Below are 21,956 nucleotides of genomic sequence, written 5' to 3' on the forward strand. Positions count from 1 at the left end.
CAACTCACGCCTGATTTCCTTGTTCTGCCCGCAGCGTTCAGCGGCGCTGGAACTTCACCAGGCGATCTTCGATCACACCGCCGCGTTCGTAGGCAATCTCGACTTTGTCCAGAGCCGCGAGTTCGTTGCCAAGCCCGGCCATGCGGTTCGGGTCGAGCGGCAGGTTGTCGATAGAGACAAGCACATCGCCCGGTTGCAGGCCGAAACGAACGAGCAATTCCCGATCGGTCCGCCCGGTAATCTCGTACCCCACCGTGCCGATGCGCGGCTTTGGGGGGCCGAGCCGCAAGCTTTCGGCAAAGTCGCGGCCCTCGGTCTCGCCGAAATATCCGGCGGCGGCGGGCGTCGCACCGATCGGGCCGGGCAATGTCGAGTCCCGCCCGCCTTGCAGCAGGACATATTCGTCGCCCGGGATCGCCGAGCTATGCGAAGCACCTTGCCAAAGAGCAGCCGCGGCGACGATCGCAATCATCGCCGCGCCCGCAATCGGCACGATCCGGCCTGCCGCGCGCCAAAGGCGCGACAGGCCCGCATCAGGTACCGGTCTCGTCACAGGTTGCCAAGTGCCCAGGGGCCGCGAATGGCGAAGGTGACGCCCGGCGTCTGGACGTTGACGAAGAGCGTATGGCCGTCGAAATCGAACGTCGCGCCAGCAAACTCGTTGCCCCTGTCGTCTTTCGCCGTGAACTGCCCCGAACGGCCCATCGCTGCAAGATCGGCATCGCTGAGGTTGATGTTGTTCTTGGCAAAGATATAGGCCTCGCCGTGATCGGTGTAGCCCATCAGGCGGTTGCCCCGGCCGAACTCGTCCTCGACCGCATCGCCGTCGTCGCAGGTCAGGATCCCGCCGCGCGGCGAGATGGTGATGTTGTCGGGGTTGTTGCCCGCGACTTCACTGGCCGCTGCGTAAAGCAGGGTCATCGTCCCGCGTTCGGGATCGGAAGTGCTCGGCGTGTAGATCCACACCGCGCCCTGACCGCGCCCATCGCGGCTGCTCCCGTCCCGCCCGAAAGCAGTGTCGACGATGGCGATGGTATCGCCGTGCTGCCAGATGCCCTCACCGCGGCTCATCGTAAGGGCGCCCTTGCCCAGACCTTCGAGGTAGGGGCCCGATGCACCGCCGACGGGATCAGCATCGGGATTGTCGATGTCGACCCACTCGATCTCAAGCGTCTGACCGACTTCGCTAACCGCATTCGAACCGCCAAGGGCGAGAAGCTTGGCCTGGTCGACGCCAGCGACTTTCGCTGCCTGCAGCTTGCCGCCCTTCGCCAGCGCGCCATAGGCCGGGGTCGTGTCGTTCGGCTTGAACCGGTAAAAGCCCGAAACGTTGCGGCGATCTTCGGTTTCGTAGACGTAGCCGGTCACCGGATCGACTGCGATCGCTTCGTGATAGAGGCGGCCCATGGCGACGAGCGGCTGGCCGGTCGTCTGCCTCGGATCGATCGAGCATTCGAAGACATAGCCGTGCTTCTTGCCGCCCTGCGCGGTGCCGTCGTAGAACGTTTCCTCGCAAGTGATCCATGTGCCCCAGGGCGTCACGCCGCCGGCACAGTTGTTGAAGGTGCCGCCGATGGTGGCGTAATTCTCGATCAGCTTGCCGTTGCGCACCTTGAGAACGTCGCAACCGCCGCCGATGAGCTGGCCGTTCTGAACCGCGGTGTCATACTGGGCCGGTGCGTCGATGAGGCTGGATGCGCCCTGAACTTCGTGGTTGCGGATCAGGTAAGTGTCCTGGCCGCCCGCACCGCCGACAGAGACGACGCCCATGCCGTCATGGCGCGGGGCGACAATGCCGCCGTCGGTCATCTTGTCACCGGTCCAGCTCATCGAGCGGTAGGTGAAGCCGCGCGGCAGCTTCAGCAGTTCTAGGCCGGTTTCCTGGTCCTTCACCGGGAACAGCGGGCCATAGGGGCTCGCCAGCGGGGCGAGCTGGCCGTTGGTGTGCGCAGCCATGGCCTGCCGCGTCATCAAACCGCCAAGCACGCCTGCAAGAGCGGTAGCCGCACCGGCCTTGGCACTACCGCGCAACAGCGCGCGACGATTGATCGAAGATATTTCCATGTGTCCCTCCATTTGCGCCTTGGCAAAGCCGGCGACGAATCGACACACGTTGATTAGGTTTTAACTATTACAGTTATTGCGCGTTGAAGACGGTTCTGTGAAAATGACAATAAGATGTCGTATTCATGACATGGTCTTACACAAAAGAACGGCACATTTCATTTTTCTGAAAGGCGTTCATCTTCTGGTCTGAATAGTAATTAGGGTCAGCGTTCGAACAGGACTTTTCGACGCCTGCCGGTTATCAGCCCTGTGGCGGTTCACGCAGCGAGCGGAGCGATGCGGCGATGACTTCGTAAACGCGGGTGAGTTGCGCCTCTGAAATGCAGTAGGGCGGCATGACGTAGACCGTGTTGCCCAGCGGGCGCAGCAGCAGGTCGTTTTCGCGGAAGAATTTCAGCAATCGCGGCTGCACATCGGCCAGATAGCCTTGCGCGCCGGAAACATCGGCAGGCACGTCGAACGCCGCGATGGTGCCGCACTGGCGCACGTTCTCGATAGCGTGCTCTGCGGATAGGGCGGCGAGATGCGCTGCCTGACGCTCCACCAGTGTCGCGACCTGATCGCGCACCGTGCCATCGCGCCAGATCGCAATGTTCGCCGCCGCCGCCGCGCAGGCGATGGGGTTGGCGGTATAGCTGGACGAATGGAAGAACAGCTTGGCCCGGTCGGTGCTGTAATGCGCGTCCCAGATCGGCTCGCTCGCCATCGTGACGGCCAGCGGCATGGCCCCGCCGGTCAGCCCCTTCGACAGGCACAGGATATCGGGCACCACGCCCGCCTGTTCGCAGGCCAGCAGCGTGCCAGTGCGGCCCCACCCGGTCATCACTTCGTCCGCGATGAACAGAGTGCCGTGCTTCGCACAAATCGCCCGCATTTCAGCCAGAACGTCGGGACCGTACATCAGCATCCCGCCCGCACCCAGCACCAGCGGCTCGACGATAAAGGCCGCGGCCCCGGCTGCGCAGGCGCTTTCCAGCGCGTCGTAGCAGGCCTGCTCCGCTCCCTTGCCCGGAAACGGCACGTTCGCGACATCGAACAGCAGCGGTTCGTAAGCCTGGTTGAAGACCCCGCGTTCCCCCACCGACATCGCGCCAATGGTGTCGCCGTGATAGGAATGTTCCATCACGACGATGCCCTCGCGCCGCTCGCCCTGCGCCTGCCAGTAGCCGAGCGCCATCTTCAGCGCGACTTCGACGCAGGTCGAGCCGGAATCGGAAAAGAACACGCGGGTCAGCGCATCGGGCATAAGGTCGCGCAGGCCCCGTGCCACGTCCTCTGCCGGTTCGTGGGTCCAGCCCGCGAAGATGACCTGGTCCAGCTTCAACGCCTGTTCGCGGATCGCCTCGATGATCGGCGGGTGGTTGTGCCCGTGCGTCGTCACCCACCACGATGAAATACCGTCGATCACTTCGCGCCCGTCGGCGGTGTGGATCAAGGCGCCATCGCCCTTCACGACGGTCGGGATCGCTTCTTCCAGTCCATGCTGGGTGAATGGATGCCAGATCGGGGAGGTCATGGGAGAAAGTCCTGAATGTCGAAGTTTTCACGGAATGCCGCGGCAAGGCTGTCCGCGTCGAGCGGGTCCACAAAGGGCAACCGGCCCAGCCGCTTCACCTTGCCCATCGCGGCGATGATCGCCTCGCTGTCCTCGACCGCGTCGCCGACGAAGGCCACGCCAAGGATCGGCACCCCGCGCGAACGCAGCGCCTCTATCGAAAGCAGCGAATGGTTGATCGTGCCCAGCGCTGTCCGCGCGACCAGCACCACCGGCGCGCCCCACGCGGCGAACATGTCGGCATAGAGCAGATCGCGCCGCAAGGGGACGAGCGTGCCGCCTGCGCCTTCGACCACCAGCGACCCCGAAACCTGCGGCAGGGCCAACCGTGCCGGATCGATCGTCACGCCGTCTATCTCCGCCGCGATATGCGGCGATGCGGGCGTAGCCAAATCGTAGACTGACGGCACGAAGCGATTTGCGGCAAGGCCCGACAATTGCGCGACGCGGTCCCGGTCGGTGCGGCCCGCGTCGTCGGTTCCGGCCTGTACGGGCTTCCAGTAATACGCGCCCAGAGCGCCTGCCAGCGCGGCGGCGAAGACGGTCTTGCCGATGTCGGTATCGGTCCCGGTGACGACGATGGCGTTCATGCAGCGCTCCTGCGGTAGTGGCCGATGACGACTTCGTAAGTGACGGCTGCGCCCTGCTGCTCAAACCGGGCCATCACCTGCCGCATTTCGGCCGGACCCAGCGGGCTGTGCGCCGGTTGCGGCGTGCCCGCCCCGATGGCGCGCAAGCTGCGTAGGAATGTCAGCGCGTCGGCATGGTCTTCGACGCGATTCTGGATGACGAGGTCGCCGACCCGCGCGTCGATGTGCATCGCCGCCAGCTCTGCAACCGGGGCGAAACGGCGCGTGCCGGCCTCAAGCCCGTGCGCCTCGTGCGCGGCGCGCCATTGGGCGAACGTACCCGCGCCAAGCGTTGCGAACAGGCAGTGCCCGCCAGGCCGAAGTGTGCGCAGCATCCGAGCAAGGCCCATGCCCTGATCGTCGAACCACTGCATCGCAAGGCTGGAGCAGACGAGGTCGTATTTGCCCGTATCGGGGAGCCCGTATTCCCCGTCCATTAACGCGAAACGGCGCCCCGGCCCCTCACCCACGCGCGCCTTGCAGCGTTCGATCATGGCAGGGGCGATATCGGTGACCAGCCACTCGCCCCCGATGCCCGCATCGATCAGCGCCTGCGTCAGGAAACCCGTCCCGCATCCGATCTCTAGGATGCGGGGATTTTCGGGCAGGTCCAGCGCCGCGATCCGCGCTCCCAGATCGCGCGCGACGTCGTGCTGAACCCGTGCGTTGCGGTCATAATCGCGCGCCGATCCGAAGGCCGCGCCGATCCGGTCACGCTCCACCGCGTTCATGCCGGCCCCCGCGCGAAATCAGCGATGGCGCGCGCGGTCCATTCGGGCGCTTCGAGCGGCAGCAGGTGCCCCGCGCCGTCACAAGTCAGGCGGGTCACGCGCTCCGCCTTGGCAAAGACCCGATCGCGCATGGATAAGGGCAACAGCGGATCGACCGCGCCTTGCAGCGACAGAACCGCAAGATCCGCCACACCGGCGCGAAAATCGCCATCGCGCAGCAATTCCAGATCGGACAGCAGGGGCGCCAAGACGGGCGTGCCAGCCTGCGTGTCATCGCCGCAACGGGCGCGGAAATCGGACAGGACCTGGACCGGGTTCTGCGGCATACGCGCGATCATCCGGTCCAGCGGGCGGCGCGGAACGCCGGGAAAACCGTCCCCTTCCACGAATCGGTCGAACCCGTTCACCGCTACCAGTCCGGCAGCGCCCGAAGGCAGGTCAGCCAACCAGTGCATCACGCCAAGACTATGCCCGACGACGAGGCAAGGCCCGTCGCTCCCCACCGCGACCGGCGCGCCGAAATAGCCGCGATCGGCAAGGCGGCAATCGAACCCGTCGAGATGGCGCACCACCCCCGACCAGATCGCCGCGTCGAACCCCCAGCCGTGCAGGAAAAGCAGCGTGGTCACGCCCGCTCCCCCATGGCGTCAAGCAGGGCGTCGATATCCTCTTCCCCATGCGTCGCGCGAAGGGCAAGGCGCAGGCGGCTGGTCCCCTTGGGAACCGTGGGCGGACGGATCGCCGATGCGATCATGCCCAGTTCTTCCAGCCGCGCCGAAAGCGCCAGCGCGTCCTGCGCCTCGCCGATCACGGCCGGGACGATCTGCGTGCTCGACGCGCCGACATCGAAGCCCCGCGCACAAAGCCCTTCGCGCAGCCGGTTGCCCAGCGCGGACAGATGCGCCCGCTCTCCGTCCATGTCAGGCACCAGGTCGAGCGCCGCATCGATCGCGCCCAGCACGGCAGGCGGCAGCGCAGTCGTATAGATAAAGCCGCTGCTGGTGTTGACGAGGTAGTCGATCAGCGTGCGCGATCCGGCGACATAGGCCCCGAACCCGCCCAGCGCCTTGCTGAACGTGCCCATCGTCACGTCGACCCCGCCGGGCACCGTGGCCGAAAGGCCCGCGCCTTTCGGGCCCAGCACGCCGGTCGCATGGGCTTCGTCCACGTAGAGCAGTGCATCATGTTCGCGCGCCAGGCGGACCAGCCCGGCCATGTCGGCGCGGTCGCCGTCCATGCTGAACACCGATTCGGTCAGGATCACGCGGGCAGGTGCCTCCGCGTTCTGGATCAACAGCGTTTCCAGCGCCGCCATGTCGTTGTGCGCGAACCGCGTCTGGCGGATGCCTGCCACGTTGCAGCCTGCGTGCATGCTGGCATGGTTCAGCCGGTCGGTCAGGACCACTGCCCCCGGCACCGCCGCCAGCAGAGCGGGGATCACCGCTGCATTGGCCTGCCAGCCCGAAGCGAAGATCATCGCGGCCTCGGTCCCCTTGAACCGGGCGATCTTTTCTTCAAGCGCCAGATGCGCCTCGTGCGTGCCGGTGACCAGCCGCGACGCGCCGCTACCGCTGCCCATGCGCGATGCCCATTCGCAGGCGCGGTCAACCAACCGGGGATCACGCGCAAGGCCGAGGTAGTCATTGCTGGAGAAATCCAGCATCTCTCGCCCGTCGCGCTCTATCCGCCCGCCACCGACAAGTGCCGCCGGACGCAGCGTACGGCGCAGTCCGCTTTCGCCCTTGCGAGCGAGCAGGTCGGCAAGAATGGGGTCGATCCGGGTCATTCGCGCGCTTCTTGGTCGAAGTCGCGCCGCGCGGCAAGTTTCGCGCTATAATCGGGTGATCGGGGACGGCGAACGAGTCGCTGATATTAACGTGGCATCAATGCACTTGATGTTGGCGCAAGGTTTCCGCTACCGACGGGCGAAACACCGTTTGGGGGTGAAGAAAAGACGTCATGACGGCCGCTTCGGCTCCATCATCCAGCACTGCCGGCCTTGCGGCAATCGTGATCGACAAGCAGGCCAAGATCCTTGCCCGCACCGCGTCCACGGTGGCCGGTTTCTCGGGCCGTGGCATCGAACCGGGCCGCTTTCTGGACGAGGCGATCACCCCGTTCGGCGAGGCGTTCTACCAATGCGTGAACACCGCCGCGCGGACCGGGGACGAGCAGTTCGAACGCAGGCTGGAGAGCGAGGACGGCAGTCAGGCGCTCGACCTTTGGTTCCAGCCGTGCAGCGCAGGCAAGCCGCCCCACGACGGCGCGGTCGTCGTCCTGATCGAGGAAGCGCCGGACGGTCGCGATTCGGGCGATGAAGGGCAGAGCAGGCGGCACAACCTCCAGAACATCCTTGCGCAAGTCCGCGGGCTTGTCGCGCTGGGCCAGAAAGAGGCGACGTCGCTGCCGCAATTCGCCAACCTTTTCTGCGACCGTGTCGATGTGTTGATCGCGGTCGACGGGCTCTATGCCGGGGCAGACCTTGCGCCGATACGCGCCGTGACCGAACGGATCGCCGGGGTGGCCGGGCTTCCCGACATTTCGATGGAGGGCGAGGATATCGCGATTGCGCGGGCACTGGGCCTGCCGCTGGCGCTCATCCTGCACGAATGGACCAGCCCCTTGGCCCGCCACGCCCACGCAGGATCGGATCATCCCCCCGTAACCGTGTCGTGGCGGATGGAGGATGCAACGCTCATACTCGATTGGACCGAGCGCGGCGCGAACGAAGACGCCCACCGCACCTCGCCCTTGGCCGAACGCCTGATCGAGGCCACGATATACCGTGCAGGCGGCCTTGTTCACGAACGTGAGACAGGCGGCGCAATGTGCCGGACGATCCGGCTCCCTCTCGCCTAGGCGGCAAGGGACGGCGCCGTTGGCGCGCCCGCAAAAGTCAGGACCGTCCGCGTTCCAGAACGCGGTCGCTGCGCCATTCGGCGAACATCACGCCATGACAAAGGGCCGAAATGACGAGCAGCAGGATCGCGACCGCAGGCGTGACGCCCATGGGCGACTTCAGGCCTTCGATAACGAAGCCGAGGGCGACCAGCCCTGCGGAAAACCAGCAGTAATAGCGCAAGAAACGTGCATGCTCGTCGAACATGAAATGCAAACCTCGTCCAAAAATCCCGCACGCAGAATAGAGGACGAGAATTAAGATCGGCTGAAAACGAAAGCCACCGTGCCGGCCCTTGCGAAAGGGAACGAACGGTTCGCCGAACTTTTCGCGCAATTCGTCTCTGCGCTCACCGTGATACCACGCGAAGTCCGCCCATTTCGTCATCGCATTCCAGCCGCGACCAACGGTCTGTCACATCCCCTCGTCCTCTTGCCCCAAAGTGGGCACGCGGCGGGAACAGACCCTGTGCCCACGCTTTGATGGGGTAAGCAAAACTGCAAAACGGCGGCCCTTCCTGATCCCGACGCCTGGCCTTTGTCCTGCTGCCCCCGGCGGCACGGCCCGGCCTTGCGCCGCGAAGCGAGCGGACGCGCCGTGCAACGCACAGGACATTTCATGGCAGACAATCACCTCACCACCACAAACCCCCTGACCGAAGAAGTCATCGCGACTTACCCCTACATGTCCGACGACGAAGCGGACGCGGTCATCAAGGCCAGCCACGACGCCTTCCGCCAGTGGCGGCTTCGCAGCCTGGAAGATCGCGCCGCGGTCATTTCCGCCATCGGCAAAAAGCTGCGCGAGAAGAAAGAAGACTTCGCCCAGCTGATGACGCGCGAGGTCGGCAAGCTGCTCAAGGACAGCCGCGACGAGGTCGAGCTTTGCGCCGCGATCTGCGACTACACCGCGGAGCACGGGCCAAAGGTCCTCGCCGACGATGAACGCGAAGTCGACGGTGCGAACGCCTTCGTCTCGCACGCGCCGCTCGGCGTGATCTATGGGATCCAGCCTTGGAACTTCCCGGCCTATCAGGCGGTTCGCTATTCGATCTCCAGCCTGATGGCAGGCAACGGCGTTCTTCTGAAGCACGCCGAAAACTGCACCGGCAGCGGCGTATTCCTCCGCGATCTCTATGAAGACGCGGGCCTGCCCAAGGGATTGTTCGGCGTATTGTTCATCACCCACGATCAGTCCGACGCGGTGATCGAACACGATCTGGTGCGCGGTGTGACCATGACCGGAAGCGACAAGGCCGGACGCCATATCGGCGCCAAGGCCGGTGCCGTCGTCAAGAAGACCGTGCTGGAGCTGGGCTCCAACGATGCTTACCTCGTGCTCGACGATGCCGATCTGGATGTCGCAGTGAAGACCTGCGTTGCGGGGCGCATTTACAACAACGGGCAGACTTGCGTGAACGCAAAGCGGTTCATCGTGACCGAGAAAAACTACGACGCCTTCGTCGATGCCTATGCCAAGCAGTTCGAGGCGATCCCCGTGGGTGACCCCACGCAGGACGATACCGGCCTCGGCCCGATGGTCAGCAAGTCGCAGCGCGAAAAGCTGCATGAACAAGTCGAGGAAAGCGTCGCCAAGGGCGCGCGGCTCGTCACCGGCGGGACGATCCCCGACCGCAAGGGCTGGTTCTATCCCCCGACAGTGCTGGCCGATGTCGCGCCGGGCCAGCCCGCTTACGAGGACGAGCTGTTCGGTCCTGCCGCCTCGATCATCAAGGCCAGGGATGATGAAGACGCGATGCGCATCGCCAACAGCAGCCGTTACGGCCTTGGTGGCGGCATCTTCAGCAAGGACGTCGAACGCGCGAAAAAACTGGCAGCCGAACATTTCGACACCGGCATGATCTTCATCAACACCTTCGATGTCGCATCGCCCAGCCTGCCGTTCGGTGGCGTAAAGGATTCCGGTTATGGCCGCGAACATGGGCCCGAGGGCCTGAAGGAGTTCGTAAACGCAAAGGCGATCAAGATCGCGACCTGACCGCCCGCGTAACGGGGGGGGGGGGGGGGGCGGAATTCCTCTTTCGGCATTCCAGAAACGGAATGGGGGAACCATCACAATCCGAACTGGCTGGGGCGGCAGGATTCGAACCTGCGCATGCCGGTACCAAAAACCGGTGCCTTACCGCTTGGCTACGCCCCAATGACCGTTCGGATGGGCCCATATAACGCGGCGGGCGCGGATGAAAAGGGGTCGAGTGCAGGAACCGGCATGGCACTTGCCCCGTTCACTCCCCGATCATGGCAAAGCATTCGAAAAAGGCGGAAAACGCGAAAGGCGGTGGAGGAACCGGCGGGCTGATTTTCGTCGACGATTCGCTTCCGGGAATATCGCGTCGCCGCTGCGGGCGCGGGTGGTCCTATTCCGACCCGAAGGGGCGGCGCATCGCCGACCGGGTCGAGATCGACCGGCTGAACGCGATTGCCCTGCCGCCTGCCTATACCGATGCGTGGTTCTGCCCTGCGCCGAACGGCCACATCCTTGCCACCGGCATCGATGCCCGCGGGCGCAAGCAGTACCGATATCACCCCCGATTCCGGGCGGAGCGGGAGAGCGAGAAGTTCGACCGCACCATCGCGTTCGGCAATGCCCTTCCGCTGATCCGCAAGCGGGTTGAAGAGGACATCGCGGCGGGCGGGCTCACGCGGCGGCATACGATCGCCTGCATCGTGCGCCTGCTGGACCTGGGCCAGGTGCGGATCGGCAACGAGACATATGCCAAAAGCAACAAGAGCTTTGGCGCGACCACCCTGCGCCAGCGGCACGCACGAGTGAAAGGCCAGCGCCTGACACTCCATTACAAGGGCAAGTCGGGCAAGGAGCGCAAGGTCACGCTGACCGATCGCAGCCTGGCGAAATTCGTGCGCCGCCTGCAGGAACTGCCCGGACAGCACCTGTTCCAGTACATCGACGATGAGGGCGGCGCGCATCCGGTGCGCTCGTGCGATGTCAACGAATACTTGCGCGAAACCATGGGCGAGGATTTCAGCGCCAAGGATTTCCGCACCTTCCACGCCAGCTGCCTTGCCTTTGCCACGCTGGCGCAGACCGGCGAGCGCATGACCATCAAAGCCCTGCTCGAAGTCGTGTCCGGCCGCCTTGGCAATACGCCCGCGGTTGCCCGTCGCAGCTACATCCACCCCGCGGTCATCGATCTTGTCGACCAACAGGACGAATGGCGGGCATCGCTGGAACTTCCGCGCAAGACCCGGTGGTTGAGCCGCGAAGAACGCGGCCTTGTCGCGCTTTTGGAAAATAGCACCGAAATGGGGCTTTCGACCGCCGCCTGATCTTAAGCAAAACTGAAAAGTCTCTATGCCAAACTTACTTGCACGATTCGGGTCGTTGCGAGTAGTCGTCGGGTCATTAGGGGGACTGATCTCATTTTACGTATATTCGCCTTGGTGGCGTGCGTGCTGGCAATGGCCGGTTGCGGCGCGGCGGAGACTGATACCGATCGCGCATCGCGCGACGGGATCCTGCTTGTCGGCAACGGCACGGATCCCAAGACGCTGGACCCGCACCTTCTTGTCGGCCTGCCCGAAGACAACATCGTCCGCGCGTTGAGCGAGGGGCTGGTCGTCCAAGACCCCGACGACAGTTACAAGGTCCGCCCCGGCGTAGCCGAAAGCTGGTCTCACGATGGTGAATTCAAGCGCTGGACGTTCAAGCTGCGCAAGGGCGCGAAGTGGAGCAACGGGACACCGGTTACCGCGCAGGACTTCGTCTTCAGCTGGAAACGCGCGCTAGCCCCCGCCCTAGAGGTTGAAGGCGCCGAACAGCTCCACGTTATCCGCAATGCGCGTGCCTACAACCATGGCGAAATCACCAACTTTGCCGATGTCGGCGTCAGCGCGCCCGACCCCCATACCCTGATCGTGGAGACCGAACATCCCACGCCATACTTCCTGACGATGCTGGCCAGCACCAATTTCGTGCCGGTCAACCGCTCTGCCATCGAAGCAGGCGGCGCGATCGACAGCCGCTCGAACCGCTGGGCCGATGCCGGTTCCTATGTCGGCAACGGGCCCTTCCTACTCAGCGATTGGAAGATGCACGACTATGTCCTGGTGGAGCGTAACCCCCAGTACTGGGACGCCCAGAACGTTCAGTTGAACGCGATCCGCTTCATCCCGATGGAGCAATCGCAGGCAGAGATGGACGCCTTCATGAAGGGCAAGCTCCACGTGACCAGCACGGTCCCCGTCGATGCGCTCGCCGATTTGCGCAAGACCCGCCCCGACAGCCTCTATACCGATGAGTTGCTGGGCACTTACGCCTATGTCTTCAATACTGCGAAAAAGCCGTTCGACGATCCGCGCGTGCGCCGCGCTCTGGCCTTGGCGATCGACCGGGACGCCATCATCCGCGACGCGCTGGGCGGCGCGGAAAAGCCGATGGGCGGCGTGATCCCGCCCGGAATGCCCGATTACCGGTCCGTCGCCGCACCCCGGCCCGACCTTGCAGAAGCACGCCGCCTTCTGGCCGAGGCCGGGTTTTCCGACATTTCGACCTTTCCGCAGATCGAACTGCTGACCAACCGCCTCGCCCGCCACCGCAGCGTCGCGGAAATGATCCGCCAGATGTGGAAGGACGGGCTGGGCGTCGATGCCGTGATCCGCGAACAGAACTGGAAGGACTATCTCGATTCGCTGTCCGAAGGGAACTTCGACGTCGCCCGATCAGGCTGGGTCGCGGGTTATAGCGACCCGATCGCGCTTCTGGATGCGTTTGAATCGGACAGCCGTAGCAACGACATGAACTGGCGCGATCCGCGCTTCGACGCGCTGCTGACCAAGGCTCGCGACACCGGCAACCGACAGGCACGTCTTGCCATTCTTGAGAATGCGGAGCGCCTGATGCTGGCGCAGCAGCCCGTGATCCCGCTGTTCACCTATTCGCAGAACTACCTCGTCGATCCGCGGGTCAAGGGGTGGGGCCACTCGATCAGCGGCAACCACGTCTACAAGTTCATGTCCCTCGCCGCGAACTAGGCGCGCCTTTCGGCATCAGCCGACGCGGCGGACCCAGCCGTGGGTATCCTCGACTTCGCCGCGCTGAATTCCGGTCAGCTTCGTCTTCAGCTTTTCGGTGATCTGCCCCGGACCACCGCTACCGACGGTGAAGTCGCGGTCGCGTCCGGCGACGCGGCCGACCGCCGTGACGACCGCGGCCGTGCCGCAGGCGAAACATTCGACCAGCTTCCCGCTTTGCGCATCGGCCTGCCACTGGTCGATCGAATAGCGTTCCTCGACCACGTTAAGACCCTCTTCGCGCATGATGTCGATCAGGCTGTCGCGGGTGATGCCCGGCAGGATCGTGCCGGACAGCGGCGGGGTCACGACGCGGCCGTCATCGAAAACGAAGAACAGGTTCATGCCGCCCAGTTCCTCGATCCACTTGCGCTCGACCGCGTCTAGGAAGACGACCTGGTCGTGCCCCCGCTCGATCGCTTCGGCCTGCGGGACAAGGCTGGCGGCATAGTTGCCGCCGCACTTGGCCGCGCCGGTGCCGCCGGGGGCCGCACGGGTATAATCGCTCGACACCCAGATCGAGACGGCGGGCGCACCCGACTTGAAGTAGTTTCCGGCCGGACTGGCGATGACGATGAACTTGTAGCTCTTGGCCGGACGCACGCCCAGGAACGCCTCGTCCGCGAACATGAAGGGCCGCAAGTACAGCGACGCGCCCGCGCCACCCGGAATCCAGTGACCGTCGACTGCCAGCAACGCGTCGATCGCGCCGAGGAACAGGTCTTCGGGAATGTGCGGCATAGCAAGTCGGTCGGCAGAGCGGTTGAAACGCGCCGCGTTCTGTTCAGGGCGGAACAGCGCGGTGCTGCCGTCGGGATGGCGATAGGCCTTCAGCCCTTCGAAGATCTCCTGCGCATAGTGCAGGACCGACGCCGCCGGATCGAGCGGGATTGGCTGACGCGGACCTATGGTGGCGTTGTGCCAGCCCTCGCCTTCTTTCCAGTCGATGGTGACCATGTGATCGGTGAACTGCGTCCCGAAGCCGGGGTTCGCAAGTACCGCAGCGCGATCGGCATCCGAAGTCGGGGCCGGGTGCGGAACTTGCGCGAACTGGGGCTTTGCGGCGTTATTCGCCATGGGACTAGTCCTGATCACTGTGGTTTTTCGAATGGGCCGGTTAGGCCTAAGGCGGCCGCTGTGCAAGCCTTCGCGAAGGTTCAGGCCAGCCCCGCGACATAGAGGACCAGCGCTGCCGCGGCGAGGATCGAGGTAACTGCCCCCACCCCGCTCAACCAGCGCATCCGCACCTTGCCCCGCCAGGCCAGCACGTTGACCAGCGCAAAGACGCCCAGGAACACGAAACTGGCCCCTTCGACCAGTTGTTCAATGCCGCCGACGATGGCCAGCACCATGGCGACGCCGGAAATCACCATGACCCCGGCCCACGGCACGTCGCGCGCATTGCGTCTGCCGAAGATCGCGGGAAGCTCGCCGTCGCCGGCCGCCTCCCCGGCAAGGCGCGCGGTGGCGAAGACAGTGGCGTTGATCGCCGATGCAGTGGAGAAAGCCGCCGCGATGGACACCGCGACGAAGCCAAAGGCGCCCAGAGCGGCGCGACCCGCCTGTGCCAGCGCGACTTCCTCCTTCGCCACGATCTCGGGCGCGCCCGCCAGCATCGTCGCGCCCAGCGCGACCAGCACGTACGTCGCGCAAGTGGCGATGATCGCAAGGCTCATCGCCCGGCGGATCGTGCGCTTCGCATCCTTCATCTCGTCATAGTCGTAGGACAGCAGCTGAAACCCTTCGTAGGCCATGAAAACCACGCCCACGCCCGCCAGCGCGCCCAGCGGGCCGACCGGATCGCCCGTTTCCAGCACCAGCCGCTCCGGCGCCCAGTGCCAGATGCCCAGCGCCGCGAGGCCGAGCAGGATGACCAGTTTTACAAAGACCGCGAACAGTTCGACAATCGTCGCCTGCGTCGCGCCCAGCAGGTTCACCCCTGCCAGGATCGCGATCGCGCCGACCGCCGCCGCCGATGCCGCCCAACCCGGCGCGTTCAGCGCGTTCGCGGCATAGGCCCCGAACGTGAAACCATAGACCGCGACCGTCAGCGTGTAGCCCGCGATCAGAACCCACATCAGCCAGCGGGCGACGGTGGTGCGGCCGATATCGCGCAGAAAACCGTACGACCCGCCAGGCTGGTCTCTCCGCACGGTCAGTTCGGCGTAGGAATGGCCCGAACACCACGCGATCAACCCGCCGATAAGAAAGCTTGCCCAGGCCCATTGCCCCGCGACCTGAATGACGACGCCCAGCGTGGAGAAGATGCCCCCGCCGATCATGCCGCCCACCGCCATCGCCCATGCGCCGGGCAGGCCGAGGGCTTTTCTGGTTTGGCTTTGCGCTGGTATCTTCCGGGTCACGGCACCCTCATACGAAAAAGGCGGCTCCCGAAGGAACCGCCCAATCGTTTTTTCAGGATCGCGTGATCCAAAGCGCGGCGCTTATGCGCCTTCGCGAACGGTCTTACGCTCTGCGATACGAGCGCGCTTGCCGGTGCGGCCGCGCAGGTAATAGAGCTTCGCACGACGCACGACACCGCGACGAACGACGGTGAGCGAATCGATGTTGGGCGAGTAGAGCGGGAAGACACGCTCGACACCTTCGCCGAACGACATCTTGCGAACCGTGAAGTTCGAGCCCATGCCGCGGTTCGAGCGGGCGATGACGACGCCTTCGTAGTTCTGCACACGCTCACGCGTGCCTTCGACGACGCGTACGCCGACGCGCACGGTGTCGCCCGCGCGGAATTCCGGAATGTCCTTGCCAAGGCCCTGAATTGCTTCGGCCTCAAGCTGCTGGATCAGGTTCATTTGCCTGTACCTTCGTCTTTTCGCCGCGCGCCAGAGGCAGACTGGTCCCGAACGCCGATATGACGTTCCCAAAGGTCCGGTCTGCGTAACCGTGTATCTTCTTCGCTGCGTCGCTTTCGCCACGCCGCGATCTTCGCATGATCCCCCGATCGCAGCACTTCAGGGATCGTGCGCCCTTCCCATTCGACAGGTCGGGTAAAATGCGGATATTCGAGGAGGCCGCTTTCGAACGACTCTTCGACTCCGCTTGAAGCCGCGCCCATTACTCCGGGAAGCAGGCGAATGCAAGCGTCGAGCAGCAGCAGGGCGCCCACTTCTCCGCCCGACAGGATCACGTCGCCGACCGACACTTCCTCGACCTGGCGACCTTCGAAGATACGCTCGTCGAAACCCTCGAACCGGCCGCACAGCACGTTGACGCCCGGCCCCGCCGCCAGATCGCGTACGCGGGCCTGTGTCAGTGGGGTTCCACGCGGGGTCATCGCGATGACGGGGCAGTCGGGATGAAGCCCGCGCGCATGGTCTATCGCAGATGCCAGAACGTCGGCTTTCAGCACCATGCCCGCGCCGCCGCCAGCGGGCGTGTCGTCGACCGTGCGGTGCTTGTCGGTGGCGAAATCGCGGATCTGCACCGCGTCCATCGACCATGTGCCGGCATCGAGAGCGCGGCCCGCAAGGCTTACGCCAAGCGGCCCGGGAAACATCTCCGGATAAAGGGTCAGGACGGTAGCGGCGAAAGTCATGCCGCGCCGGTTAGTCGAAAAGACGCGGACTTGCTAGCCGCCGCAACCGCCGCAGCCGCCCCCGCCACAACCACTGCCGCCATCGGAACCGCAACCGCCGCCCGAATCGCTCGACCGCATCCGGTGGAAGTCCGACAGCATCGTGCCCGCCAGAACCGGCGTGCCGAACAGGGCGACCGCCATGCCGGTTTCCTGCGACAGCGGCGCACGGCGCAAACGCTCGTTCGTGGCGCGCAGCGAGGCGAGTTCGGCGCGGCCCGATTTGGTCGCGCGGTCGACCTTGAAGGTCAAGGCGATACCGATCAGGGCAGCGATCGTCATGCTGGCGATGAGATTGCCGACCGCTTCGCCGCGCATCTCACCCACCTGCACCCGTATCCACCCGAAGCCGAGCAGGAAGAGGAACGGCACGGCCTGGAGCAAACGCACTTGCCAGACCTCTCCATCGCCCATCATCAGACCGCGGCTGACGAGCCGTTCTTCAAGCTGCCGCGCATTGTCGCACAGCGCCGCATTGACCTTTTTCCACTTGATCCGCGACCCCAGGGCAAAGACCGCGCGTTCTGCACCCGTCGGGTTGGCGGGGCGGTTGGCGGGGGCGAAACGGCCTATTTCGACCATCGTGAGCATTCCCGTCGCCAGCATACGCGCGACGACAGCTTCGTTGAAACGTCGCCGCCCGCCCGAGACCATCGCGATCTCGTCCGCGTCCTTCAGCGTCCCGCAGTAACCCTCGCCGCGAACGAAATTCGCGATGATCGTGCGCAAGATGACCGCGACGACGATCAGGACCACATAGAGGATCAGAAACTCCGTCGCGTCCCAGTCCAGCGGATTGCTCCCGTTCACATCCACCCCTTTCGCTAGCTGCCCATTCCCCATGCGATCATCGCGCTAACGCAGATAAGTGCAACAATCATTACCGCCCAACCGGCGCGCCGGGGCACCAGCCAGTAATTCCGGGTCTGGACGCGCCGGGCCAGCGGATCGACGTAGAGCCGCCGGTTCGCATCGGGCCAGATGTCGGCGGGCGATGGGCCGAAGACCTCCTCGTAACTCGCCAGCGTCTGCGCATATTGCCGGTAATAGCGGTCCCGCTCCGCCTGTCCGCCAGCGGTCGGGCCGTGATGCAAGGACCCTTCAAGGACGTCGGGGCAGAACCTCTGCCAGTAATCGCGGCTGTAGGTCAGGTGCAGGTGCCAGGCCTGATCGACCTGGTCCGAGGGCGTGACCTCGTGCCCCGCACGCATGGCGAGGAAGCAGAAGCGCCGATATTCCCCGACGACGCGTTCGGCATAGTCCGCGTCCCACCCGTTTTCGCGGGCGAGGCGCTGCTCAAAGGTGAACTCGGCATCGGGCGGGCCGATCCGGTAGGCCTCCAGCCGCTGCCAGAGCGGATCGTCGGGCGCCAATGCGCTCATCCCTCGATGGCGAGCGTTTCCTCGTCGGCACCGATCGCGGGTGCATCGTCGCCATCCAGCTTTTCGGTCACGTACCACGCAGCGGGAAGCGTAAAGACCGCCCAGAGCACGAACTGGAACACGACAAGCGCCGTTAGACCCAGTGCGAACTCACTGCCGCCATCGCGCAAGAGATCCGCCGATTGAGAGAAGAAGCCGCCGAAAGCGATGCTCATCGGCAGAAATCCGGCAAGACCGCCTGCGATCAGGATACGGGTGCGCTTCGCTAGTCCGGGCCGCAAGAGGTGCAGGCACAGGGCAAGACCGCCCGAAAACGCCGCGACGAGCACCAATCCGATAATCAGCGGGATAAGGAACCACATTGCTTTTCGAACTCCAAGATAGACGTGCCATGCTGTATTACCTCAACAATACGCCTTCCTCAAGCCCTTCGAAAACTCGCTATGGCCGGGCACCGATCTGGTGGCCCATGAGTTAGGCACGCATGGATGAACACATCGACGACTGCATCATCATCGGCGCGGGGCCTGCGGGGCTGACCGCTGCGATCTATCTTGCGCGCTATTACCTCTCCATCCGGCTGTTCGATTGCGGCACCAGCCGCGCCGCACTGATCCCCTGCACCCGCAACCACGCGGGCTTTCCCGACGGCATCAAGGGAACCGAGCTGCTTGAGCGGATGAGCGATCAGGCCGCGAAATACGGCGCGCGGAGGGAAAACCGCAAAGTTGAGAAGCTGGAGCGCAAGGACGGCCTGCATATCGTCCAAACCGATAGCGGAGCATGGCGCGCGCGCACCGTATTGCTGGCGACTGGCGTGGTGAACCGTTACCCCGACAGCCTGCCCCGCCCCTTGCATGACAAGGCGTTGTCGCGGGGCCTGCTGCGGTATTGCCCGGTCTGCGACGGATACGAAGTGACCGACAGGCGCGTCGCCGTGATCGGCACCGGACAGCACGGCACGGCAGAGGCGTTGTTCCTGCGCGGATATACGGCCGACCTCACGCTGGTCAGCCCCAAGGGGGATCACGACCTCGACGACAAATGCCGCGCCAGGCTGGCGGATGCGGGGATCGCCCACGTCGCGGGCCCGTGCGGAGGTTTCGCGATAGAGGGCGAACAACTGGCCTTCGACACGGCAAAGGGTCGCATGGCGTTCGACAGCGTCTATCCCGCAATGGGCAGCGACGTGCGCTCAAGCCTTGCCGCAATGGCGGGCGCGGAGACGAGCGAGGAGGGATGCATCGTGGTCGACGATCACTTGCAGACGAACGTGCCCGGCCTCTTCGCGGCAGGGGACGTTGTCATCGGGCTGGACCAGATCAGCCACGCGATGGGACAGGCAGGCGTCGCCGCGACGCGCATTCGCAACCTGCTCGCCGAGGAAAGACCGCTGCGCCGCTAAAGGTGGGCCGATCAGGGCTCCGCGAAGTTGGCGGTTACGGTCAGGGTAGTTTCGTCCCACGCACTAACGGCATCGGCATGCATCGGCACCATGAAGATGCGCGGTTTCGAACCTTCGGGCCGTTCGATCTCGATCACGTCGCCCGCGCCGTAGTTTTCGACCGCTATCACGGTGCCAAGGGTGCGTCCGTCTTCGGCCATTGCCGACAGGCCGAGCAGGTCGGCGTGGTAGTATTCGCCCTCTTCCAGGGCAGGCAGGGCATCGCGCGGCACGGTCAGCAGGCTGCCGCGCAGGCTTTCCGCCGCATTGCGGTCACCCACTTCCGCAAAGCGGGCGATCGCGCCGCCCTTGCCGTCATCGCGGACTTTCTTCGGGGTCAGCGTTTCATCTTTCCCCGAAATGCCGAAGGCGCGGAACCCCTTGAGGGACTCCACGCCTTCGCCAAAAAGTTTCAGCCGGACTTCGCCCGTCACGCCATGCGCGCCGGTGATTGCGGCCAGCGTGACGGACTTGTCCGACATCGAAGGGATCAGCCTTCGGTCTTTTCTTCGGAAGCTTCCTCGGCCGGAGCTTCTTCAGCCGGAGCTTCTTCAGCAGCAGCTTCTTCGGCCGGTGCGTTGGCTTCTTCTTCAGCAGCCTTGGCAGCTTCCTCGGCTTCGCGAGCCTTCTCGGCCTTTTCCTCTGCGCGTTCCTTGGCCTTTTCGCCCGGTTCGGCCTTCTTGGGGTTGTTCTTGGCCGCACGCTCAAGGATGCCGGCGGCATCGAGGAAGCGGGCAACGCGGTCGGTCGGCTGCGCGCCGACGCCCAGCCAATAACGGACGCGGTCTTCGGTCAGCTGAACGCGCTTTTCGTCGTCCTTGGCGAGCAGCGGGTTGTAGATGCCGACCTGCTCCAGATACTTGCCGTCGCGCGGGCTGCGCACGTCCGAGACGACGATACGGTAGTAGGGACGCTTCTTCGCGCCACCACGGGCGAGACGGATTGCAATTGCCATTGTTCGGTTACCTTTCGTTCAATTCGTATTCGTTCAAATTCAAATGTTCGTAAAAATCATTTCTTGTTCAGCAGGTTGGCGAGATCCGGCGGAAGCCCGCCAGCACCGCCGCCAAGGCCGGGCATGCCACCACCGGCACCGCCGCCCATGCCGCCACCAAGTCCCGGCATGGCGGCATCGAGACCGCCCTTGCCGAACAGGGCGCCAAGGCCCTTGAGCCCGCCCATCTTCTTGATCTGCTTCATGGCCTTGGCCATTTCCTGGTGCATCTTCAGCACCTTGTTCACGTCCTGAACCTGCGTGCCCGAACCTGCCGCGACGCGCTTCTTGCGTTTCGCGTTCAAGAGCGCGGGGTTGGCCCGTTCCTTGGGGGTCATGGAAGAAATGATCGCGTCCATGCGCAGCAGCACGCGGTCGTCCATGCCCGACGACTGCATCGCCTGCTTGGCCTTCTTCATGCCCGGCATCATCTGCGCGATCATGCCCAGACCGCCCATCTTGGTCATCTGCTGCAACTGCATGCGCAAGTCATCAAGGTCGAACTTGCCCGACGCCATCTTCTTGGCGAGGCGTTCGGCGTCCTCTTCCTTGACCGTCGCCGCCGCCTTTTCGACCATGGAGACGATGTCGCCCATGCCCAGGATGCGGTTGGCGACACGCGAAGGCACAAACGGTTCGATCGCGTCCAGCTTTTCGCCCGTGCCGGCAAACTTGATGGGCTTGCCCGTCACAGCACGCATCGACAGCGCCGCACCGCCGCGCGCATCGCCGTCCATGCGGGTCAGCACAACGCCGGTCAGCGGCACTTCGCCGGTGAACGACTGCGCCACGTTGACCGCGTCCTGACCGGTCAGCGAGTCGACGACGAGCAGCACTTCCTTCGGCGCAGAGACGGAGGCGACGGCCTTCATCTCGGCCATCAGCGCCTCGTCGACGTGCAGGCGGCCCGCGGTGTCGAGCATCAGGACGTCGAAGCTCTGCAGCTTGGCCGCCGAGATCGCGCGATTGGCGATGTCGACCGGCTGCTGTCCGGCGATGATCGGCAGGGTGGCAACCCCGGCCTGTTCGCCCAGCACGGCAAGCTGTTCCTGCGCGGCGGGGCGATTGACGTCGAGCGAGGCCATCATGACCTTCTTGCCCTCGGTCTCCTTCAGCCGCTTCGCGATCTTGGCGGTGCTGGTCGTCTTGCCCGAACCCTGCAGGCCGACCATCATGATCACGACCGGAGGTTTCGCCTCAAGGTCCAGCTTGGCCGCCGACGCGCCGTCGCCGTCTTCGCCGCCCAGCATTTCGACCAGCGCGTCGTTGACGATCTTGACGACCTGCTGCCCCGGCGTGACCGAGCGCAGGACTTCCTGGCCGATCGCGGCTTCGGTAACCTTGTCGATAAACCTTCTGACGACCGGCAGCGCGACGTCGGCTTCCAGAAGCGCGATGCGCACTTCGCGCATGGCGGCGCGGACATCGTCTTCCTTCAGCGCCCCGCGACCGCGCAGCGAATCGAAGACGTTACCGAGCCGGTCTGACAGGCTGTCGAACATCGTTTTCTCCTTCTGCGCGCCAGCAAAGCGGCGCCAAACACTTCAAAACCGGGCTAAACGCGAAAAACGCCGGTGGGCGAAACCTCGCCGACCAGCGTACCGCGTTA

At 64.5% G+C, this 21,956-nt stretch carries 23 protein-coding genes and 1 tRNA gene; 5 read left to right on the forward strand and 19 right to left on the reverse strand.

Annotated elements, in window-relative coordinates:
- Window positions 1–37: 37 nt before the first annotated feature.
- The 7 genes from FAX90_RS06500 to bioF form a co-directional block, all read right to left on the reverse strand.
- Window positions 38–553 carry a hypothetical protein gene (locus tag FAX90_RS06500; RefSeq protein ID WP_144096469.1) on the reverse strand — a complete coding sequence of 172 codons (516 nt, stop codon included), beginning with the start codon at window positions 551–553 and terminating at the stop codon, window positions 38–40.
- Window positions 550–2,064 (reverse strand): alkaline phosphatase PhoX, encoded by a 1,515-nt coding sequence (locus FAX90_RS06505; RefSeq protein WP_144096470.1) that lies wholly within the window; start codon window positions 2,062–2,064, stop codon window positions 550–552. The genes FAX90_RS06500 and FAX90_RS06505 overlap by 4 nt, the downstream gene beginning before the upstream one ends.
- Before the next feature lie 244 nt (window positions 2,065–2,308).
- Complete coding sequence (locus tag FAX90_RS06510; RefSeq protein WP_144096471.1) at window positions 2,309–3,583, reverse strand: adenosylmethionine--8-amino-7-oxononanoate transaminase; 1,275 nt, start codon at window positions 3,581–3,583, stop codon at window positions 2,309–2,311.
- Window positions 3,580–4,212, reverse strand: coding sequence for a dethiobiotin synthase (gene bioD / locus FAX90_RS06515; RefSeq protein WP_144096472.1), 633 nt, complete (start codon window positions 4,210–4,212; stop codon window positions 3,580–3,582). Before bioD ends, FAX90_RS06510 begins: the two co-directional genes overlap by 4 nt.
- Window positions 4,209–4,982, reverse strand: coding sequence for a methyltransferase domain-containing protein (locus tag FAX90_RS06520; RefSeq protein ID WP_144096473.1), 774 nt, complete (start codon window positions 4,980–4,982; stop codon window positions 4,209–4,211). The genes bioD and FAX90_RS06520 overlap by 4 nt, the downstream gene beginning before the upstream one ends.
- The gene (locus tag FAX90_RS06525; protein ID WP_144096474.1) at window positions 4,979–5,611 is read right to left on the reverse strand and encodes an alpha/beta fold hydrolase; all 633 of its coding nucleotides are present in this window, start codon (window positions 5,609–5,611) and stop codon (window positions 4,979–4,981) included. The genes FAX90_RS06520 and FAX90_RS06525 overlap by 4 nt, the downstream gene beginning before the upstream one ends.
- Window positions 5,608–6,768: an 8-amino-7-oxononanoate synthase gene (bioF, locus tag FAX90_RS06530; RefSeq protein ID WP_144096475.1), complete on the reverse strand. Its 1,161-nt coding sequence runs from the start codon at window positions 6,766–6,768 to the stop codon at window positions 5,608–5,610. Before bioF ends, FAX90_RS06525 begins: the two co-directional genes overlap by 4 nt.
- 173 nt (window positions 6,769–6,941) lie before the next feature.
- On the opposite strand from bioF, the gene FAX90_RS06535 reads away from it, so the two are divergent.
- On the forward strand, window positions 6,942–7,841 hold the full coding sequence (locus tag FAX90_RS06535; RefSeq protein ID WP_144096476.1) for a sensor histidine kinase family protein: 900 nt from the start codon (window positions 6,942–6,944) through the stop codon (window positions 7,839–7,841).
- 37 nt (window positions 7,842–7,878) lie between these two features.
- Here the strand turns inward: FAX90_RS06535 and FAX90_RS06540 are convergent, their stop codons facing one another.
- Window positions 7,879–8,088: a hypothetical protein gene (locus tag FAX90_RS06540; RefSeq protein ID WP_144096477.1), complete on the reverse strand. Its 210-nt coding sequence runs from the start codon at window positions 8,086–8,088 to the stop codon at window positions 7,879–7,881.
- A 411-nt stretch (window positions 8,089–8,499) separates the two neighbouring features.
- Between FAX90_RS06540 and FAX90_RS06545 the strand changes: the two genes are divergently transcribed.
- Entirely contained in the window at window positions 8,500–9,879 is a 1,380-nt protein-coding gene (locus tag FAX90_RS06545; RefSeq protein WP_144096478.1) for an NAD-dependent succinate-semialdehyde dehydrogenase, read from the forward strand.
- An 87-nt stretch (window positions 9,880–9,966) separates the two neighbouring features.
- On the opposite strand, the gene FAX90_RS06550 is transcribed toward FAX90_RS06545, so the two are convergent.
- Window positions 9,967–10,041 (reverse strand) — tRNA-Gln (locus FAX90_RS06550).
- Between the two features lie 98 nt (window positions 10,042–10,139).
- Between FAX90_RS06550 and FAX90_RS06555 the strand changes: the two genes are divergently transcribed.
- Together FAX90_RS06555 and FAX90_RS06560 are read left to right on the forward strand one after the other, a co-directional pair.
- Window positions 10,140–11,189 (forward strand): DNA topoisomerase IB, encoded by a 1,050-nt coding sequence (locus FAX90_RS06555; protein WP_144096479.1) that lies wholly within the window; start codon window positions 10,140–10,142, stop codon window positions 11,187–11,189.
- A gap of 132 nt (window positions 11,190–11,321) precedes the next feature.
- Window positions 11,322–12,893 carry a peptide ABC transporter substrate-binding protein gene (locus FAX90_RS06560; protein WP_240704798.1) on the forward strand — a complete coding sequence of 524 codons (1,572 nt, stop codon included), beginning with the start codon at window positions 11,322–11,324 and terminating at the stop codon, window positions 12,891–12,893.
- A 15-nt stretch (window positions 12,894–12,908) separates the two neighbouring features.
- Here the strand turns inward: FAX90_RS06560 and FAX90_RS06565 are convergent, their stop codons facing one another.
- The 7 genes from FAX90_RS06565 to FAX90_RS06595 all read right to left on the reverse strand — a co-directional run bounded on the left by FAX90_RS06565 (window position 12,909) and on the right by FAX90_RS06595 (window position 18,271).
- Window positions 12,909–14,009, reverse strand: a complete 1,101-nt coding sequence (locus FAX90_RS06565) for a branched-chain amino acid aminotransferase (protein ID WP_144096481.1) — start codon at window positions 14,007–14,009, stop codon at window positions 12,909–12,911.
- 80 nt (window positions 14,010–14,089) lie between these two features.
- Entirely contained in the window at window positions 14,090–15,295 is a 1,206-nt protein-coding gene (locus FAX90_RS06570) for an APC family permease (protein WP_240704759.1), read from the reverse strand.
- An 81-nt stretch (window positions 15,296–15,376) separates the two neighbouring features.
- Window positions 15,377–15,745 carry a 50S ribosomal protein L19 gene (gene rplS, locus FAX90_RS06575; RefSeq protein ID WP_144096482.1) on the reverse strand — a complete coding sequence of 123 codons (369 nt, stop codon included), beginning with the start codon at window positions 15,743–15,745 and terminating at the stop codon, window positions 15,377–15,379.
- On the reverse strand, window positions 15,742–16,488 hold the full coding sequence (gene trmD, locus FAX90_RS06580) for a tRNA (guanosine(37)-N1)-methyltransferase TrmD (RefSeq protein ID WP_144096483.1): 747 nt from the start codon (window positions 16,486–16,488) through the stop codon (window positions 15,742–15,744). Before trmD ends, rplS begins: the two co-directional genes overlap by 4 nt.
- Window positions 16,489–16,521: 33 nt before the next feature.
- Window positions 16,522–17,337 carry a TIGR04222 domain-containing membrane protein gene (locus FAX90_RS06585; protein ID WP_170234884.1) on the reverse strand — a complete coding sequence of 272 codons (816 nt, stop codon included), beginning with the start codon at window positions 17,335–17,337 and terminating at the stop codon, window positions 16,522–16,524.
- A gap of 14 nt (window positions 17,338–17,351) precedes the next feature.
- Window positions 17,352–17,909 carry a glycine-rich domain-containing protein gene (locus FAX90_RS06590; RefSeq protein WP_144096485.1) on the reverse strand — a complete coding sequence of 186 codons (558 nt, stop codon included), beginning with the start codon at window positions 17,907–17,909 and terminating at the stop codon, window positions 17,352–17,354.
- Window positions 17,906–18,271 carry a hypothetical protein gene (locus FAX90_RS06595; RefSeq protein ID WP_144096486.1) on the reverse strand — a complete coding sequence of 122 codons (366 nt, stop codon included), beginning with the start codon at window positions 18,269–18,271 and terminating at the stop codon, window positions 17,906–17,908. Before FAX90_RS06595 ends, FAX90_RS06590 begins: the two co-directional genes overlap by 4 nt.
- Window positions 18,272–18,393: 122 nt before the next feature.
- Here FAX90_RS06595 and FAX90_RS06600 point away from each other — a divergent pair, with 122 nt between their 5' ends.
- Window positions 18,394–19,314: an NAD(P)/FAD-dependent oxidoreductase gene (locus FAX90_RS06600; RefSeq protein ID WP_144096487.1), complete on the forward strand. Its 921-nt coding sequence runs from the start codon at window positions 18,394–18,396 to the stop codon at window positions 19,312–19,314.
- An 11-nt stretch (window positions 19,315–19,325) separates the two neighbouring features.
- Here FAX90_RS06600 and rimM read toward each other — a convergent pair whose 3' ends face one another.
- From rimM to ffh, 3 genes are read right to left on the reverse strand one after another with little or no spacing between them, the layout of a single operon-like run.
- Window positions 19,326–19,835 (reverse strand): ribosome maturation factor RimM, encoded by a 510-nt coding sequence (rimM, locus tag FAX90_RS06605; RefSeq protein WP_144096488.1) that lies wholly within the window; start codon window positions 19,833–19,835, stop codon window positions 19,326–19,328.
- An 8-nt stretch (window positions 19,836–19,843) separates the two neighbouring features.
- Window positions 19,844–20,308: a 30S ribosomal protein S16 gene (rpsP, locus tag FAX90_RS06610; protein ID WP_144096489.1), complete on the reverse strand. Its 465-nt coding sequence runs from the start codon at window positions 20,306–20,308 to the stop codon at window positions 19,844–19,846.
- Between the two features lie 56 nt (window positions 20,309–20,364).
- Complete coding sequence (gene ffh / locus FAX90_RS06615; RefSeq protein ID WP_144096490.1) at window positions 20,365–21,849, reverse strand: signal recognition particle protein; 1,485 nt, start codon at window positions 21,847–21,849, stop codon at window positions 20,365–20,367.
- Window positions 21,850–21,956: the final 107 nt, after the last annotated feature.

This window comes from Croceicoccus sediminis, from assembly GCF_007570835.1.
Classification (GTDB): Bacteria; Pseudomonadota; Alphaproteobacteria; order Sphingomonadales; family Sphingomonadaceae; genus Croceicoccus; species Croceicoccus sediminis.